Source organism: Egicoccus sp. AB-alg6-2 (assembly GCF_041821025.1).
Classification (GTDB): Bacteria; Actinomycetota; Nitriliruptoria; order Nitriliruptorales; family Nitriliruptoraceae; genus Egicoccus.
Map to the genome: position 1 here is coordinate 218,649 of NZ_JBGUAY010000004.1, position 13,424 is coordinate 232,072.

Below are 13,424 nucleotides of genomic sequence, written 5' to 3' on the forward strand. Positions count from 1 at the left end.
CGTAGGGTCGGGCCATGACGGTCCGCCGCAACTCCTTTCCGGCGCGCGCCACCGCGACGCGGACGGCACGGTGACCACCGGCGCGGAAGCGAACCGTCGCGCCGACCTCGTCCTGCTCCTCCGCGCCGCGCACGTCGGCCCGTCGGTCGCGGTGACGACCATCACGGCGTTGTTGGCCCTCGCCCACGATCTCTCCCCCGCCGAGGGCGCCGTCGTCACCGGGGCCGTGTTCGCGGGGCAGCTGACCATCGGCTGGGGCAACGACCTGCTCGACGTCCATCGGGACCGCGAGGTCGGCCGAGCGGACAAGCCGCTGGCGAACGGCGACCTGACGCCCTCCTTCGTGCTCCGTTGGCTCATCGTGGCGGCAGTCGTCTGCGTGGCGCTGTCGATGCTGGCAGGCTGGCGCAGCGGTTTGACCCACCTGGCGCTCCTGGTCGCCTTCGGTCACCTGTACAACGTGCACCTCAAGGCGACCGCCTGGTCCTGGCTGCCGTACGCGGTGGCGTTCGGTTCGTTGCCCGCCGTCGTGAGCCTGGCGGGCAGCCCGTCCCGGTGGCCGCCGGCGTGGATGGTCGGCACCGCGGCGGCGCTCGGGGTCGCCGCGCACTTCCTGAACACGCTCCTCGACTTCGAGGACGACGCGGCCACCGGCGTGCAGGGGCTTCCGCACCGGCTGGGCGCCGTCCCGAGTCGGGTCATCGCCACGGCGTTGTTGGTCCTCGCATCCGCGGTCGCGGTCCTCGGCCCCGCGGACGCACCGACCGTCTGGGGGTGGACGGCACTTGCCGTCGTGGTCGCGCTCGCCGCCGTGGCCCTGTTCGCCGACGGCAGGACGCCGTTCAACGCGGCGGTCGCGATCGCGCTCGTCGACGTCGCGCTCCTCGCCGTGGTCGCCGGATGACGGCCTGGGACCTGGCGGTCGTGGGCGCCGGACCGGCCGGTTCCGCCGCCGCCATCGGCGCCCTTCGCGCCGCGCCTTCGCTCCGGGTGGCGCTGCTCGACCGCGCCGGATTTCCCCGCGACAAGTCCTGTGGCGACGGCATCGCCCCGCGCGTCATCGACCTCCTCGTCGGGGCCGGCGTCACGGGGATCGTCGACGACCACGTGCCGGTGCCCCGGTTGCGACTCGACCGCGGCTCCCTCGGCGTCGACCGCGAGATGGTGCGACCCACGTGGGTGATCCCGCGGACCGAATTCGACCTGCGACTGGTCGACGCGGCGCAGGCAGCGGGCGCGACACTGCTGCGTCACCGGGTCCGCGACGTCGCCCAGGGCTCCCCGGTCGTGCTGGACGGGGAGGTGGAGGCGCGGACGGTCGTCGGCGCGGATGGGGCCCACTCGAGCGTCCGGCAGGCCCTCGGCCTGCCCGCAGGCCCGATGGCGGTCGCGCTCCGCGGGTACTCCCCCACGCCGTCGCACCGTTCCAATGCACAGATCATCGTCTACGACACCGCACGGCAGCCGGCATACGCCTGGTCCTTCGACCGCGGCGACGGCCTCGCCAACGTGGGGTACGGCGAACTGCTCGGCGGCCAGCGTGCCCGTCCCAACCGGGGCCAGCTCATGGAGCGGCTCGAAACGTTGCTGCCGGGGGCGACCGAGGGCGGGCCCGGCTGCTGGAAGGGCCACCAGCTGCCCCTCTCCACGGGGCGCTGGCGTCCACCCGACGGGCCGATTCTGCTCGCCGGTGACGCGGCGGGGCTGGTGAACCCGATGACCGGCGAGGGCATCTACTACGCCGTCGCGACCGGGCTCGCCGCAGGTCGAGCCGCCGCCGAGGCGTTGGTCGCGGGTGAGCCCGCGACCGCGGGTGCACGCTACGCCCGGACCACGAAGACGCTCCTGGCCGGCCACCTCCGCCACGTGGCGGCAGCGGCGTGGCTCTGCCGCCATCCCCGGGTGATCGACGCGGGACTGCGGGCAGCCACCGCCGAGCAGCGCGTCTTCGACGACCTGGTCGAACTCGGGCTGGCGCGCGGGCGCATCACGGCCATCATGGTCCGTGGGCTCACCCGCGAGCTGGGGAGCGCCACCCTCGACCGGCGCATCCGAGGACGCCGGACCGACCACGAGGACACACCAGCATGCGAATCCTGAGCGTCCAGGGGATCCTCCCCGAGCACCGGTACAGCCAGGCAGAGATCACCGAGGCCTTCACCGACACGCTGCTGAGCGCAGCCGTCGACGACCGACTCGTACGGCGTCTGCACGGCAACGCCGGGGTCCGGACGCGGCACCTCGCACTGCCGCTGGAGCGGTACGCCGAACTGGCCGACTTCACCGCGGCCAACGACGTGTTCATCGGGGCCGGTGTCGAACTCGGCGCCCGGGCCGTCACCGACGCACTGAAGGCCGTCGACCTCACCCCGTACGACGTCGATCTCATCGTCTCCGCGACCGTCACCGGCCTCGCGGTTCCCTCCCTCGACGCACGCGTCGCCGCCCTGATCGGGATGCGTCCCGACGTCGTGCGCATGCCGCTGGTCGGACTGGGCTGCGTCGCCGGCGCATCCGGGGTGGCACGACTCCACGACTACCTGCGCGGACGCCCGGACGGCGTGGCGGTGCTGATGGCGGTCGAGTTGTGCTCGCTCACCCTGCAGCGTGACGACGACTCGCTGGCGAACCTGGTCGCCAGCGGGCTGTTCGGCGACGGCGCAGCGGCCGTCGTCGCCGTCGGCGCCGAGCGCGCTCGCGCGATCGACCACCGGCCCACCACGCCCCAACCGGAGGTGCTCGGCGCCCGAAGCCGGCTCTACCCCGACTCCGAGCGGACGATGGGCTGGGACGTCGGCGCGAGTGGACTGAAGATCGTGCTGGACAGCAGCGTGCCGGCGCTCGTGCACCGCTACGTCGGCGACGACGTCCGGACGTTCCTCGCCGACTGCGGGCTCACGCAGGAGGACATCGAGTGGTACGTGTCCCATCCGGGAGGACCCAAGGTGCTCGAGGCCCTGCAGGAGAGTCTCGGACTCGAGCGGGAGGCGTTGCAGGTGACCTGGGACTCCCTGGCCCGGATCGGCAACCTGTCCTCGGCGTCGGTGCTGCACGTGCTGGCCGACACCCTCGAGCACCGGCCACCGAGGCCGGGATCCTACGGTCTGATGCTCGCCATGGGGCCGGGCTTCTGCTCCGAACTCGTGTTGCTCCGGATGCCAGAGGCGGCCACATGACCTGGTTCACGCTGCTGATCGTCGCCGTCGGGCTGGAGCGACTGGCCGAGCTGGTGGTGTCCAAGCGCAACGCGGCGTGGAGCTTCGCTCGGGGCGGGGTGGAAACGGGTCGGCGGCACTACCTGGTGATGGTGGTGATCCACAGCGGTCTGCTGGTCGGCGCCCTGGTCGAGGTGTGGTTGCGGAGGCCGGCGTTCGTCCCGGCCCTCGGATGGACGATGCTCGCGCTGGTGCTCGCGGCCCAGGCGCTGCGATGGTGGTGCATCTGCACGCTCGGCCGCCAGTGGAACACCCGCGTGATCGTCGTACCGGGGCTGCCGCGGGTCACCGGTGGCCCGTACCGGTACCTGTCCCATCCCAACTACGTGGCGGTCGTCGTCGAGGGGTTCGCGCTGCCGCTCGTGCACTCCGCCTGGATCACCGCGGTCGTGTTCACGCTCGGCAACGCGGTGTTGCTGGCGGTACGGATCCGCGTCGAGAACCGGGCGTTGCACGCGTTGCCGTCCGCGGCACGCGCAGGACCGCCGGCCGCGGAGCTGGCGCCTTGAGCGACCTCCTCGTGATCGGAGGCGGCCCCGCCGGGCTGGCCACCGCGCTCCACGCCGCGCGTGCAGGGCTCGACGTCACCCTGTGGGACAAACGTTCCGGCGACATCGACAAGGCGTGCGGGGAGGGGCTGATGCCCGGTGCGGTCTCCGCGCTCGCGGACCTCGGGATCGCGCCAGACGGCCAAGACCTCGTCGGGATCCGTTACCTGGCCGGGCACCGCGCCGTCGAGGCGGCGTTCCGAAGCGGGCTCGGCCGCGGCGTCCGCCGCACCACCTTGCACGCGGCGATGCGGTCCGCGGCCAGGGCGTCCGGGATCTCCTTCGAACAGCGGCGCGCTCGGCAGATCCGACAGGATCCTGACGGAGTGGCGGTCGACGGTCAGCGCTTCCGGTACGTCGCCGCCGCCGACGGACTCCACTCACCGGTCCGGCGCGCACTCGGGCTCGACGGGCGACCTTCCCCTCGGCGGCGCTATGGCGTGCGACGGCACTACCGGCTTCCGCCCTGGACGTCGTACGTCGAGGTGCACTGGGCCGAGTCGGTCGAGGCCTACGTCACCCCCGTGACCGCAGACGTCGTCGGCGTCGCCATGCTGACCTCCGCACGCGGCGCGTTCGACGACCATCTGACCCGGTTCCCGCTCCTGCGGGCGCGGCTGCGCGACGCCGCCCCGATCGGCGACGTCCTCGGCGCCGGTCCCCTGCGCCAGCGGGCCCGGTCGCGGGTGGCCGGAAGGGTGCTGCTCGTCGGGGACGCCGGCGGCTACGTCGACGCCCTCACCGGCGAAGGCGTGGCGATGGCCGTGCTGCAGGCTCGGGCGGCCGTCGCCGCCATCGTGGCCGAGGACCCCAGCCGCTACGAGCGCGAGTGGCACACCATCACGCGGCGGTACCGCCTGCTGACGGCCTCGCTGCTGAGCGCCACGCGCTTGCACCCGATCCGCCGGGCGCTGGTCCCGACCGCCGAGCGCCTGCCCGGGGTGTTCTCCGCGGCGGTCAACGCCATCGCGAGGCCCACGTGACCGCGGCGCCGTCGACCTGAGCGGACCCGCCAGCCGCGGGGTTCGCGACGAGGGTGTCGACCTGGTGCACGGCCGACGAAAACGCCCCCGACCTCGGTCGGGGGCGCTTCGGTGTGGTTGTCGGACCGGCCGCAGTGACCGGTCGTGCCATGAAGTGCGCGAGAGAGGACTTGAACCTCCACCCTCTTTCGAGGACACGGCCCTCAACCGTGCGCGTCTGCCTATTCCGCCACTCGCGCGTGTGCGGGCGAGACCGCCCGCGGAGTCGCGAAGCGTAGCCGCTGGGGCCACCCCCCGCCAATGCGCAGGTCCTCGCAGCGGCTTGTCCGAGGCGGCCATCGGCTCAGCTTCCGACGACGCGGACCTCGGTCAGGTCGATGCGGCCGAAGGGGGCCCACCGCAGCCCCTCGACCTCGGGAGCGACCACGCGCGGCTGGCGATACCACAGCAACGGCAGGACCGGCTGGTCCTGCAGGATCAGGCGCTCGGCCTCGCGGTAGCGGGTCCGCGCCGCGGCGGGCTGCTCCAGCGATCTCGCCTCGTCCAGCAGCGCGTCGACCCGCTCGTCGGCGTACCCGGTGAGGTTCTCGCGGCCGATCTCGCCGCTGTGGAACAACGGGCGTAGGTAGGCGCCGGGGCTGGGGTCACCGCTCTCCCACCCGATGCGGAACACGCCGGCCCCCCGCTCGCGCACACGCTGGACGAAGGGACCCAGGTCGAGGGCCTCGAGGTCCACCGTGATCCCCAGCGCCGCCTCGATGTCATCGGCCATCCGCTCGGCGACCGCACTGTGGGTCCGACCGCGGTTGTGGGTCAGGGTGATCCGTGCGAGTTCGTCGGGCAGCGGCGCCGGTTCGACACCTTCCTCGTCCCCATCGTCCGCCTCGGCTCCACCTTCTCCGCCCTCGGCTCCCTCCGCTGCCTCGGGATCGTCGCCGTCACCGGCGGCATCGGTGGGCTCGTCCCCGTCGTCGGGGTCCTCGGCGACGTCCGAGCCGGCGGCGTCGTCCGGGGCGGTGACCTCACCGGGTTCAGCGCCTTCGCCGGGTTCCCCGGTCACCCCCCCGGCCTCGCCATCCTCGGCCCCTTCGGCCTCGGCAGCCGCGTACTCCGCGGCGACCTCCTGCCACAGCGACCGCGCCTGCACCGGGTCGTGGCGGCAATAGGCGCAGGCGCGGGCCTGCGCGCCGGGCACGGACGGCGGGACGATGCCGTACGCGGCGACGCGTGAGCCGGCCAGCACCTGCCCGGCCAGCCGGGGACGGTCGATCGACAGCGACAGTGCACGTCGGACGCGCACGTCGTCGAAGGGAGGCCGGGACGTGTCGAAGCCGTACAGGTAGACGGTCGCCGTGATGCCGTCGAGCAGTCCGGGCCCGCGGTAGCCGTCCGGAGAGGTGCCGAAGCGATCGCGGGCCGGCTCGATCCGTTCGGGCGGGATCTGGGCCACGTGGAGCTGCCCGGCCAGCAGGTCGTCCCACTGCTGGTCCTGGGGAGCGCTCTCGGCGTACACCGACAGGACGACCTCGTCGAGCAGCGGGGCCCGGTGGTGGTTGGGGAAGCGCGCCAGCCGCAGGAACTGCCCCGGCTCGCGCGGTTCCCGCATCGCGAAGGGACCGTTGCCGATCGGCTGCAGCGCGAACGCCTCGAGGTCCTCGTCGGCGCTGGCAGGGACCGGCACCAGGCTCGGGTCGGCCAGGGTGCGCAGGAACCCGGGCTCGGGGCCGACGAGCTCGATCTGCAGCGTCCGTTCGTCGATGGCACGCAGGCCCGACACCGTGCCGCCGCGCTGCTGGGCCGAGGCCGCTCCCTCGACCGACTCGAGCAGGAAACCGAGGTAGGACGGCGGGCGCGCCGCCCCGTCGAGCAGCCGGGTGAAGGTGCGGACGAAGTCCCGTGCGGTGACCGGCGTGCCGTCGTGGAACTGCGCCTCCCGCAGGTGGAAGATCCACCGTGCGCCCTCGTCGAGCATCTCCCAGTGCGTCGCGGCCGCCGGCACGACCTGCAGGCGCTCGTCGAAGGTCACCAGCGGCTCGAAGAGCGAGCCGACGACCAACTCGCCCTCGTCGTCGGCGACGAACCGCGGGTCGATGCTGACGGGGTCGAGCGCCAGGCCGATCCGCAGCGTCCCCCCGGACGCGTCACCGGTGGCGCCCGCCGACGGCAGGGTCGGGGCCGTGGCGGGCGGTTCGGGGTCGCCCACCGCACCACCCGTGCAGGCGCCGAACAGCAACGTTCCCATCACGAACGCCGCCAGCCGGCGCGCCGTGGCGGAAGGGGTCAGAGCAGGACGACGAGTGCGCAGTTGGTGGCGCCGAACAGCAGGGCCGTGAAGATCGTGAGCCGGTCGAGGTTGCGCTCGACGACCGCCGAGCCCTGCAGGCCGCCGCCCGCCCCGCCACCGAACATGTCGGAGAGCCCGCCGCCCTGCCCACGGTGGAGCAGGATGAACAGGATGAGCACGAGCGAGAGCAGCACGTGGAGGGTGACGAGGATGCCGACGAGCACGGGTGGTCCCCCGGAGGGTCACGGGACGGAAGTGGGGCGAGGGTAGCAGCGGCGAAGGGCTCCCTGCCGCCGCCTGCCCGCAGGCGTCACTGGGGCGCGAGCGGCAGCCAGTAGGCACGGAACCCCTCGCGGCCCTGGCCGGCCACCACCGGCGTGGGGTTCGACCACCGTCGCGTCAACGCATCGTCGACGCGGATGTCGGGGCGCGGACGCAGGCCGAGTCCGACGCGGCGTTCGCCGACGGGGCACTCGGCGCCGTCGACGCCGCAGGCACGCAGGGTGCTGCGCCGGTTCTCGTAGCTGCGCTCGTCGAGTTGCGCGTAACCCGTCACGCTGGGCTTGCCGACGTCGAGGTGGCTGCGCCGGTAGACGTCGAAGGCGCGGGCCGGCACGACGGGTTCGGCATTGCGTTCGGCCACGGTCGGCGCGGTTCCCGACCAGACCAGCGCGACCGCGTCACGTTCGTGCTCGGCGCCCGTGAGCACCCCCGGGACCACGAGCGCACCGGCGACGGCGAGCACGACCGTGCCCGTCAGCGCGAACGACTCGGCGATCTTGCGGGGACGCGAGATCGGCGGTTGCTCCTCCACCAAGATCCGGACCCGGTCGACCAGCGACCCGCCGGGCGCCAGGGCCGCACACGGATGCGACACCGACGGTCCGGCCTCGATGACCTTGAGCAGCCCACTGGCGAGCGCGCCCGGCCGTTCGGTGACGGCCACCGCGACCTGGTCCGCGGCCAGCTCGCGTTCCCGGTGCAACTGCCGGACGGCCCAGCCCCCTCCCGGAACGAAGAAGGTGAGGTCGCGAACCGCGCCGAGCACCCCCGAGACCAGGTTGTCGCGCCGGCGCACGTGCGCGAGTTCGTGGGCGAGGACCCCCTCGAGCTCGGCCGGATCGAGCCGCTCGAGCAGGTCCTGCCCCAGCAGGACCACCGGGCGCCGCGTGCCGACGACGAGCGCCCCGCCGGGGCACGCCGGAAGCAACGCGACCGCCGGCGCCGGCACACGCAGGCGCGCCGCCAACTGTTCGGTGATCGCCTGTAGCTGCGGGGCGGCGGTGCCCTCGCGCCGGGCGAGCATCGCGTGACGTCGCGCCGACCGGAACACCTGGCCGCGCCGCCACAGCCTCACGCCGGCGACCGAGGCCCACACGCCCACCAGCAGCGGTGCGGCGATCGGGGCGAAGTGGAGGTAGCCGTCCCGGACCGGGATCGGCAGCGCGTCGGCACCGTCCACGGGCAGCATCAGCGACGGCAGATGCAGGCTGCCCCAGGTGAGCGCCACCACGCCCGCGACGGCCGCGGCCGGCGCCATGGCCGTCGCCACGCGCACCGATGGCGCTCGGAGGCCGGTGCGCAGCAGGCTGCGCACGAGCAGCATGCTGCCCACGGTCGCGAGGACCGCACGCACCGCCACCGACTCCAGCGGCAGCGTCAGGAGGACACCGAGGTCCACGGGCGTCAGCGTTCGGCGCTACGGCGGCGCTCGACCGCTGCCCGGAGATCGTCGAGCGTGACCCCGTCGACGTCGTCGACGACGTCGGCGAGATACGCGGCTGCGGGCTCGGGATAGCGTTCGAAGAGCCAGGAGAGCACGTCCCCGACCGCCGACTGGGCGTAGTCCTCGCGGCTGACGGCCGGGCGGTAGCGGTGGGCCAGTCCGGCCGTGTCGCGCTCGAGCAGCCCCTTGCTCGCGAGCCGGGCCATGGTGGTCATGACCGTGGTGTAGGCGATGTTGCGTACACGAGCGAGCTCGTCGTGCACGTCACGGACGGTGGCGTCGCCGAGGCGCCACGAGACGTCCATGACCTCCTGCTCCAGCGGGCCGAGCAGCGTCTCCAGGGGTTCGTTGCGTCGTGTCACGCGCACACCTCGCCTCTCCGCAGGTCCGTGGCCCACGTCTCCGCGCCCGATGCTAGCCGGCATCCGGCCCGCTGGACAGGACCGATCGCATCCGCGCACGAGGCGACGGCGTGGGTCGTGCCGCCGTGCGCCAAGCGCCCCGGGGAGCGGTGGGGACTAGCCATTCCTTATCGTCTCCCCCGGCGTGGGGGACGCCCACACGCGGGTCGTGGGAGGAGGCGGCCACCGAAGGGGCGAGCGAAGTTGTCGAACGTGGGCCAACGAGGCGGGACGGCGCGGAGCCAGGCCGACCCCGCGCGGCCGCGTGGGCTGGGGGCCAACTACCGGAAGCTGTGGACCGCCTCCACCGTTTCCAATCTGGGCGACGGGATCGACTCCGCGGCCATTCCGCTGCTCGCCGAGGCGCTGACACGCAACCCCATGCTGTTCGCCGGCGTCGCCATCGCTGGCCGGCTGCCGTGGCTGGTGTTCTCCCTGCACGCCGGCGTCATCGCCGACCGTGTCGACCGTCGCCGGCTGATGTATCTGTGCAATCTCGTCCGCTTCGCGCTGATGGCGCTCCTCGGCACCGCCATCGTCCTCGACGTCGCCAACGTCTGGCTGCTGTACGCGGTCGCGGTCGGACTCGGCACTTTCGAGGTGCTGTTCGACAACGCCGCCAACGCCCTGATGCCCGCCGTGGTCCGCCGCGACCAGCTCGAGAAGGCCAACGGCCGCCTCTTCGCAGGTGAGGTGGTCACCAACCAGTTCGTCGGCCCCGCACTCGGCGCCTACCTGTTCGGCCTCGCGGCGGCGCTGCCCATCCTGCTCGACGCCGGCACCTTCCTGGTCTCGGCCGGGTTGATCTTCGCCATGACCGGGACCTATTCCCGTGCACATCGCCGCACGACGCGGTTGTCGGTCGAGGCGGAGTCGCTCGCGCCCGCCGATGGCGACCAGGTCGCCACCGACCCCTCCGTGGCCAGCCCGGCCGGCACCATCTCCTCCCCCGGGCGCCCCCGGGCGGTCGCGGAGATCCGTGAGGGGCTGGCGTGGCTGCGACAGCATCGCCTCCTGCGCACCTTCGCCCTGCTGACGGCCGCGATGAACGGTGCCACGATGATGGGCTACTCCATCCTCGCGTTGTTCGTCGTCGGCCCCGAGTCGGTCCTCCAACTGGGCCAGGCCGCCTTCGGGCTGTTGTTCGTGGCCGGGGCGACGGGGTCGCTGCTCGGCAGTTTCGGCGCCGAGCGCACCGCATCTCTGCTGGGGCGCGGCACCGCGCTGCGGGCCGCACTGCTGGTCGTCGGCCTGGTGCCCCTCGCGATCGGCGCCACCGGCAACGTGCTGGTGTACCTCGTCGCCCAGGCGATGTACGGGTTCGCCGCCGTGACCTGGAACGTCATCACGGTCTCGCTGCGGCAACGCCTCGTCCCCGACGAACTGCTCGGACGGGTCAACAGCGTGTTCCGCTTCCTCGGCTGGGGAGCGATGCCGTTCGGCGCCCTCGTCGGAGGACTCACCGCCACCGCCTTCGGCCTCCGGGCACCCTGGTTCACCGCCGCAGCGGTGATGAGCGTGGCCATCGTGCTGGCGCTTCCGATCGTGACACCGCGCGCCGTCGCCGCAGCGGACGACGAGGCCAGGGCCACCGAGAGGTAGCCTCGTCCCCGTGAGCCGTCTCGACCAGCCCCTGACCCTGTACCCGTCGCTGCGGGGCCTGCTGGCGGTGTTGCTGACGCCGCATCTGCTGATCCTGCTCGGCGCCTGGGGTCTCTCGGCCGGTGGCAGCACCGTCGCCCTCGGCTTCGTGCTCGTCGGCATCGCCTCCGCGGCGCTGGGGCTCTTCGGCTATCCGCACCGGGTCGTGGTCACGCCGGACGGCATCCAGATGGCGAGTGTGCTCCGCCGCCGCATGCTCCCCTGGGACGCCGTGCGGACCATCGAACGCACCCGTCCGGGGGCGGCGGCCATGGCGCGCGCGCGGACGGCGGGCGACGGCCCGCGTCCGGTCACCGGCGGACTGCTCGCCCGCGGCCACGGCCGGCGTCGCTGGATGCTGACCGACCACGTCGAGAGTCCGGACGAGTACGACCACCTGCGCGCGATTGCGGCGGCGGCTCCCGGTGCGCCCCGGGTCGTGGCGAAGCGCCCCCTCGAGGGAACCCCTCCGACCTCGCTGTACCGGCGCCGCGTCGATCGCTGACCGGCATCCACGACGGTTCGAGCGCGTCGCGATCACCGAGGGTGCACGCCGTTGTCCCCATACCGCGGACCACGTCCTTCTGGGGGGCATTTCTGGCGCAGTCGTGGCCGAACGTCCGGTGGGCGAACACGCTTCCATGACGCGCGTTGCGCCGGTGATAGGTTCCTACGGCCACCGTAGTAGGCCGCGTATCGGTCTTCCGCGGCGCAAGAAGGACCCAGTCATCGGACGGGAGAACACCCCCCGGGTGGATCCGCTGACAGCGTCCGGGACTCGCACTTCCCATTACCAAGGAGTGATACATGCGGTCACCTAGCATCCGGCGATGGCGGGGCGTTGGCCTCGTCATGGCTGCCGCGCTCGTCGTCACAGCATGTGGCGGCGGCGACACGGCTGAAGAGCCGGAGCCCGAGACCACCGAACCGGCACCGACGGACGACGACACCGAAGAGCCCGAGGAGCCCGAGGAGACCGAGGACGACGAGCAGGCCGGCGGCCCCGTCGAAGGCGGCACCATCCTGTTCGGTGACGAGCAGGAGCCGACCATCCTCAACGGCTGGCTGATCGACGGCAACTCGCTGGTCACCTCGAAGGTCAACGCGAACATCTTCCCCGGCGCCTACGTGATCCAGCCGGACTTCTCCTACGCGCCGTGGCTGCTCGACGGCGAGGCGGAGTTCACCGAGGACCCGTTCAGCGTCACCTACACCATCCGTGAAGAGGCCGTGTGGTCCGACGGCGAGCCCATCGACGCCGAGGACTTCGTCTTCACGTTCGAGACGATCATGGACGAAGAGGCCGCCTGGGCCGACCAGATCACCTCGCGCAACGGCTACGACCTCATCACCGACTACGAGGTCGTCGACGAGAAGACGGTCACCTTCAACTTCGAAGAGCCCTACGCCGCCTGGCAGCTGCTCTTCAGCGGCATCCTGCCCCAGCACGTGCTCGAGGGTGAGGACTTCACCACCGTCCTCAACGACGAGCTGCCGGACGTCTCCGGTGGTCCGTACATCTTCGACTCGTGGGACCGCGGTACCCAGTTGCGTCTCGTCAAGAACGAGAACTACTGGGACGGCGACGTGATGCTCGACGAGATCATCTTCCGGTACGTGCCCGACACCACCACCCTCACGAACCAGATGATCGGTGGCGAGATCGACATGTACGACCCGCAGCCGCAGATCGAGCTCGTCCAGACCCTCGAGGGCGCGTCCGACCAGCTGCAGTACGACGTCGGTCTCGGCCCGGTGTGGGAGCACATCGACTTCAACACGCTCGTCGACGGTCTCGACCGTGAATACGTGCGTCAGGCCATCGCGCTCGGCATCAACCGCGAGCAGATCGTCGACACGCTCGTCCGTCCGGTCGACCCGGAGGCCGAGGTCCTGAACAACCCGTTCTGGATGGCGAACTCCGAGTTCTACGAGCCCGTCTACTCGCAGTGGGACTACGACCCCGACGCCGCGATCAGCCTCCTCGAGGAGAACGGCTGCACCCGTGGCGACGGCGACATCTTCGAGTGCGACGGCACGCGCCTCTCGTTCCGCATCAGCACCACCGGCGGCAACGAGCGTCGCGAGCTCACCCAGCAGCTGATCCAGGCCGACCTGCAGCAGGTCGGTATCGAGATCTCCATCGAGAACGACGAGGGCGCGACGTTCTTCGAGCGTCTCAACACCCCCGACAACTGCGGTGGCGTCTGCGACTACGACATCGGTCTGTTCGCCTGGGTCGGCTCGCCCGACCCGTCGGGCAACGCCAACATCTACGGTTGTGACGGCGATGAACCGCGTGCCCAGAACTGGACCGCGTGGTGCAGCGAGGAGATCACCAACCTGATGGACGAGGCGAACTCCACCGTCGACCCCGAGGCCAACGCCGACCTGTGGAACCAGGCCGCGCAGGTCTTCGCGGACGGCGCACCGGTGGTGCCGCTGTTCCAGCAGCCGCAGCTGCTCGCGTTCGCGAATGACATCACGGGTCCGCAGCTGAACCCGACCAACGCCACGCAGTTCTGGAACTCCTCCGAGTGGGCGCGCACCGAGTGACCCACGAGTGACGGGATCCGGAGGCGTTCGGTAGCTTCCGGGCCGGCGCCTGTTCCTTCGGGAGCGGGCG

General features: G+C 72.1%; 12 protein-coding genes and 1 tRNA gene. 8 read left to right on the forward strand and 5 right to left on the reverse strand.

The features are described 5' to 3' along the window. Window positions 1–70 precede the first annotated feature (70 nt). Genes ACERMF_RS08280 through ACERMF_RS08300 form a run of 5 tightly spaced genes read left to right on the forward strand, consistent with a single transcriptional unit; the run spans window position 71 to window position 4,746 of the window. Complete coding sequence (locus ACERMF_RS08280; RefSeq protein WP_373668587.1) at window positions 71–904, forward strand: UbiA family prenyltransferase; 834 nt, start codon at window positions 71–73, stop codon at window positions 902–904. Continuing rightward, window positions 901–2,100 carry a geranylgeranyl reductase family protein gene (locus tag ACERMF_RS08285; protein WP_373668588.1) on the forward strand — a complete coding sequence of 400 codons (1,200 nt, stop codon included), beginning with the start codon at window positions 901–903 and terminating at the stop codon, window positions 2,098–2,100. The genes ACERMF_RS08280 and ACERMF_RS08285 overlap by 4 nt, the downstream gene beginning before the upstream one ends. After that, window positions 2,088–3,176 carry a type III polyketide synthase gene (locus ACERMF_RS08290; RefSeq protein ID WP_373668589.1) on the forward strand — a complete coding sequence of 363 codons (1,089 nt, stop codon included), beginning with the start codon at window positions 2,088–2,090 and terminating at the stop codon, window positions 3,174–3,176. Before ACERMF_RS08285 ends, ACERMF_RS08290 begins: the two co-directional genes overlap by 13 nt. Continuing rightward, window positions 3,173–3,724: an isoprenylcysteine carboxyl methyltransferase family protein gene (locus ACERMF_RS08295; RefSeq protein WP_373668590.1), complete on the forward strand. Its 552-nt coding sequence runs from the start codon at window positions 3,173–3,175 to the stop codon at window positions 3,722–3,724. Before ACERMF_RS08290 ends, ACERMF_RS08295 begins: the two co-directional genes overlap by 4 nt. Next, window positions 3,721–4,746, forward strand: coding sequence for an NAD(P)/FAD-dependent oxidoreductase (locus tag ACERMF_RS08300; protein WP_373668591.1), 1,026 nt, complete (start codon window positions 3,721–3,723; stop codon window positions 4,744–4,746). Before ACERMF_RS08295 ends, ACERMF_RS08300 begins: the two co-directional genes overlap by 4 nt. A 155-nt stretch (window positions 4,747–4,901) precedes the next feature. Here the strand turns inward: ACERMF_RS08300 and ACERMF_RS08305 are convergent. From ACERMF_RS08305 to ACERMF_RS08325, 5 genes are all read right to left on the reverse strand, one after another. Continuing rightward, window positions 4,902–4,985, reverse strand: a tRNA-Leu gene (locus ACERMF_RS08305). Between the two features lie 104 nt (window positions 4,986–5,089). Continuing rightward, complete coding sequence (locus tag ACERMF_RS08310) at window positions 5,090–6,988, reverse strand: ABC transporter substrate-binding protein (RefSeq protein WP_373668592.1); 1,899 nt, start codon at window positions 6,986–6,988, stop codon at window positions 5,090–5,092. 38 nt (window positions 6,989–7,026) lie between these two features. After that, window positions 7,027–7,254 (reverse strand): preprotein translocase subunit SecG, encoded by a 228-nt coding sequence (gene secG / locus ACERMF_RS08315; protein WP_373668593.1) that lies wholly within the window; start codon window positions 7,252–7,254, stop codon window positions 7,027–7,029. 86 nt (window positions 7,255–7,340) lie between these two features. Next, entirely contained in the window at window positions 7,341–8,711 is a 1,371-nt protein-coding gene (locus ACERMF_RS08320) for a M48 family metalloprotease (protein ID WP_373668594.1), read from the reverse strand. 5 nt (window positions 8,712–8,716) lie between these two features. Continuing rightward, window positions 8,717–9,118, reverse strand: a complete 402-nt coding sequence (locus ACERMF_RS08325; RefSeq protein ID WP_373668595.1) for a BlaI/MecI/CopY family transcriptional regulator — start codon at window positions 9,116–9,118, stop codon at window positions 8,717–8,719. A 252-nt stretch (window positions 9,119–9,370) separates the two neighbouring features. Between ACERMF_RS08325 and ACERMF_RS08330 the strand changes: the two genes are divergently transcribed. The 3 genes from ACERMF_RS08330 to ACERMF_RS08340 all read left to right on the forward strand — a co-directional run bounded on the left by ACERMF_RS08330 (window position 9,371) and on the right by ACERMF_RS08340 (window position 13,354). Further along, window positions 9,371–10,759, forward strand: coding sequence for an MFS transporter (locus tag ACERMF_RS08330; RefSeq protein WP_373668596.1), 1,389 nt, complete (start codon window positions 9,371–9,373; stop codon window positions 10,757–10,759). A gap of 10 nt (window positions 10,760–10,769) precedes the next feature. Further along, on the forward strand, window positions 10,770–11,303 hold the full coding sequence (locus ACERMF_RS08335) for a PH domain-containing protein (protein WP_373668597.1): 534 nt from the start codon (window positions 10,770–10,772) through the stop codon (window positions 11,301–11,303). A gap of 302 nt (window positions 11,304–11,605) precedes the next feature. Beyond that, window positions 11,606–13,354 (forward strand): ABC transporter family substrate-binding protein, encoded by a 1,749-nt coding sequence (locus tag ACERMF_RS08340; protein ID WP_373668598.1) that lies wholly within the window; start codon window positions 11,606–11,608, stop codon window positions 13,352–13,354. Window positions 13,355–13,424: the final 70 nt, after the last annotated feature.

Excerpts from the sequence above, each read along its gene's own strand:
- ACERMF_RS08285 (WP_373668588.1), top strand. The coding sequence starts at position 901 with ATGACGGCCTGGGACCTGGCGGTCGTGGGCGCCGGACCGGCCGGTTCC.
- ACERMF_RS08290 (WP_373668589.1), top strand. The coding sequence starts at position 2,088 with ATGCGAATCCTGAGCGTCCAGGGGATCCTCCCCGAGCACCGGTACAGC.
- ACERMF_RS08295 (WP_373668590.1), top strand. The coding sequence starts at position 3,173 with ATGACCTGGTTCACGCTGCTGATCGTCGCCGTCGGGCTGGAGCGACTG.
- ACERMF_RS08310 (WP_373668592.1), bottom strand. The coding sequence starts at position 6,988 with ATGGGAACGTTGCTGTTCGGCGCCTGCACGGGTGGTGCGGTGGGCGAC.
- ACERMF_RS08340 (WP_373668598.1), top strand. The coding sequence starts at position 11,606 with ATGCGGTCACCTAGCATCCGGCGATGGCGGGGCGTTGGCCTCGTCATG.